General features: G+C 64.6%; 2 protein-coding genes and 2 pseudogenes. 1 reads left to right on the top strand and 3 read right to left on the bottom strand.

The window, feature by feature from the left end:
• The 3 genes and pseudogenes from ACTHL0_RS15825 to queA all read right to left on the bottom strand — a co-directional run.
• A pseudogene (locus ACTHL0_RS15825) lies at positions 1–91 on the bottom strand (preprotein translocase subunit YajC); the annotation flags it as partial.
• Between the two features lie 177 nt (positions 92–268).
• Positions 269–1,459 (bottom strand): tRNA guanosine(34) transglycosylase Tgt, encoded by a 1,191-nt coding sequence (tgt, locus tag ACTHL0_RS15820; RefSeq protein WP_440567756.1) that lies wholly within the window; start codon positions 1,457–1,459, stop codon positions 269–271.
• Positions 1,460–1,673: 214 nt separating this feature from the next.
• Positions 1,674–2,723, bottom strand: coding sequence for a tRNA preQ1(34) S-adenosylmethionine ribosyltransferase-isomerase QueA (gene queA, locus ACTHL0_RS15815; protein ID WP_440567755.1), 1,050 nt, complete (start codon positions 2,721–2,723; stop codon positions 1,674–1,676).
• Positions 2,724–2,983: 260 nt separating this feature from the next.
• Here queA and ACTHL0_RS15810 point away from each other — a divergent pair.
• Positions 2,984–3,216 (top strand): annotated as a pseudogene (locus ACTHL0_RS15810) (ATP-dependent DNA helicase RecG); the annotation flags it as partial.

Here is a 3,216-nt window from a genome sequence, read left to right as displayed (position 1 = left end):
ACATGAGGATGAGCGGCAGGAAGCTCATCAGATTCGACTCGGCGCCGCCGCCGGCTGCGCCTTGCGCGAATGCGTTGGAAATCAGCGACACGTTGGTTTCTCCGTAAATGGCGATCGTAATGATCGTGAAGATCGCGGGCGATCGAAAAATAGCCGCGTATTTTACCACCGGCGCATCAAGCGCCGGCTGGGTGGTTTCCTCACTCGCCGGCTGGCGGGCGGCCGGCACCCATGCGGGCGCGGCGCGGCTCGCATCGGCGTGCGGCCGTTACTCGACGCCGCGCGTGCGTTCGTCTCGAAAACGCTGACGAAATGCCTCGAAGGTGCCCGTTTCGATGGCTTCGCGAATTTCGCCCATGAGTTCGAGGTAGTAATGCAGGTTGTGGATCGTATTGAGCTGAGCGCCGAGAATTTCGCCCACACGATGCAAATGATGCAGATAGCCGCGCGTGAAATGGCGGCAGGTGTAGCAGCCGCAGGTTTCGTCGAGCGGGCGCAGCGAGTTCTTGTGCGTCGCGTTGCGTATCTTGACGTCGCCGAAACGGGTGAAGAGCCAGCCGTTGCGCGCATTGCGGGTCGGCATCACGCAGTCGAACATGTCGATGCCCGCGGCCACGCCGGCCACCAGATCCTCGGGCGTGCCCACACCCATCAGGTAATGCGGCTTGTCGGCCGGCAGCTTCGGGCCGATGTGCTCGAGCACCCGCATCATGTCTTCTTTCGGCTCGCCGACCGAAAGGCCACCGACGGCCAGACCGTGAAAGCCGAGTTCCGAGAGGCCGGCGAGCGACTCGTCGCGCAGATCCTCGAACATCCCGCCCTGGACGATGCCGAACAGCGCATTCGGATTGCCGAGCCGGGCGAATTCGTCGATCGAACGCTTGGCCCAGCGCATCGACATGCGCATCGATGCCGCGGCGTCCTGGTGCGACGTCGGCACGCCGTTGGTCGCGTACGGCGTGCATTCGTCGAATTGCATGACGATGTCCGAGTTCAGCACCTTCTGAATCTGCATCGACACTTCGGGCGACAGGAACAGCTTGTCGCCGTTGATGGGCGAGGCGAACGTCACGCCGTCTTCCGTGATCTTGCGCAGATCGCCGAGCGAAAACACCTGGAAGCCGCCCGAATCGGTCAGGATCGGCCGGCGCCAGCCCATGAAGCCGTGCAGGCCGCCGTGCGCGGCGATCGTTTCCAGCCCGGGGCGCAGCCACAGGTGAAACGTATTGCCGAGGATGATTTGCGCGTGAATCTCTTCGAGCTCGCGCGGCTGGATGGCTTTCACCGTGCCGTACGTGCCGACGGGCATGAAGATCGGCGTTTCGACCACGCCGTGATTGAGCGTCAAGCGGCCCCGGCGTGCCTGGCCGTCCGTGTTCAGCAGTTCGAACTTCAGGCCGTTCAGGCACGGGACGGGGGACGACGAGTGATCGTGGGTGTGGGTATGACCTGCGGTCATCGATAAGCTCCAAGTGCTACCGGGCTGCGCTGCATGAGCCCCGAGTCGGGCACTCTGCATGGGGCTGCGGTCAGTGCTGAAGCACTCACTGCAGCCGACAGCTAAAGCGCCAGCTCGGGATCGCAAGTCCGGCGCAAGGGGAAAAGAGACGCTGCCCGAGTACGGGCCAGGCAGCGCAAACACGGCGGTACGCTCCAATGCGGAGCGTGGAATTCTAGCCTTCAACCTTCGTCAACAGCATGGCATCGCCATAGCTGAAAAAACGATAGCGTTCGTCAATGGCATGCCGATAGGCTTCGCGGATCGTCTCCACACCGGCGAACGCGCTGACAAGCATGAGCAGCGTCGACTTCGGCAGGTGAAAGTTCGTGACGAGCCGATCGACCACGCGAAAGCGATAACCCGGCGTGATGAAAATGTCCGTTTCCGCCGAAGTGGCCGCAAGCGGCCGGCCCGCGGCTTCGGCGTCGCGCGCCGCGGATTCCAGCGCGCGCATCGACGTCGTGCCCACCGCGATCACGCGGCCGCCGCGCGCCCGCGTGGCGCTGATTTTGTCCACGAGCGTGGGCGGCAATTGATACCACTCGCTGTGCATCTTGTGCTCGGCGATGTTCTCGACCCGCACCGGCTGAAACGTGCCTGCGCCGACATGCAGCGTCAGCGTGGCGCGCTCGATGCCGCGCGCCTCGAGCCGCGCGAGCACGGCATCGTCGAAGTGCAAGCCGGCCGTCGGGGCCGCGACGGCGCCCGGGTTTTGCGCGAACACGGTTTGATAGCGCGTTTCGTCGGCCGCATCCGGGTCGTGCTCGATGTACGGCGGCAGCGGCAGCCGGCCGTAGCGCTCGATCAGCGTCAGGCAGTCGTCGGGGAAGTGCAGGGTGTAGAACGGCTCGACGCGCTCGCCGACGGTAACGTCGAATGCATCGGCGAGCGTCAGCCTCGTGCCCGGCGCGGGGCTCTTGCTCGTCCGAATTTGCGCGAGCGCGGTGCGCGCGCCCGTCAGCCGTTCGACGAGTACTTCGATCTTGCCGCCGCTCGCCTTCTGGCCGAAGAAGCGAGCCTTCAAGACTTTGGTATCGTTGAAGACGAGCAGATCGCCCGGCGCCAGGCATTCGGGCAGTTCGGCAAAGCGCCGATCGATAAGCCGCGCGGGCGCGGTGCTCGTGTCGACTTCGAGCAGACGGCTTGCGCTGCGTTCGGGCAGCGCCGTTTGCGCGATGAGCTCGGGCGGTAGATTGAAATCGAAATCGGAAAGCGTGAACATGCTGCGTTGATTGGCGGGGGCGCGGCGAGACGGCCCGTGAGCCGCTATGATCGCGAAGCACGATACCGATGCGGCCCCGCAAGCCGTTCGTTCGAATTAAACCGTTATTGTACTTGCCAGCCGAAGTTATGCCGTTGTCCCGATTGAGTCCAACTGCCCCCGCCGACGAGACGGCGCCGTCCGCGCCTGACGCGAAGCGGCGCCGAACCGCGCCCGATGCGAGCGCGCGCGGCCCAGAGGGCGCGCCACCGGAGCGGGACGTGCCGGTTGAACGGCTGGTTGCCGGCGGCGCGAAGAAGCGGACCAAAGCGACGAAAGCGACGAAAGCGGCAGAAGGCGCCGCCGAAAAGACGGCCGCCAAGCCTGTGAAGACGGCCGATAAGCTGGCCAAGCTCGGCCTCACGCGCGACATCGATCTGGTGCTGCATCTGCCGATGCGCTACGAAGACGAAACGACGCTCACGCCGATCGGCGAACTGCTGCCCGGCGAGAT

The sequence above is a fragment of the Trinickia sp. genome (assembly GCF_051961175.1).
In the GTDB taxonomy this organism is placed as follows: Bacteria; Pseudomonadota; Gammaproteobacteria; order Burkholderiales; family Burkholderiaceae; genus Trinickia.
Note: the sequence above shows the minus strand (reverse complement) of the source record. Positions and strands in the feature narration are given on the sequence as shown.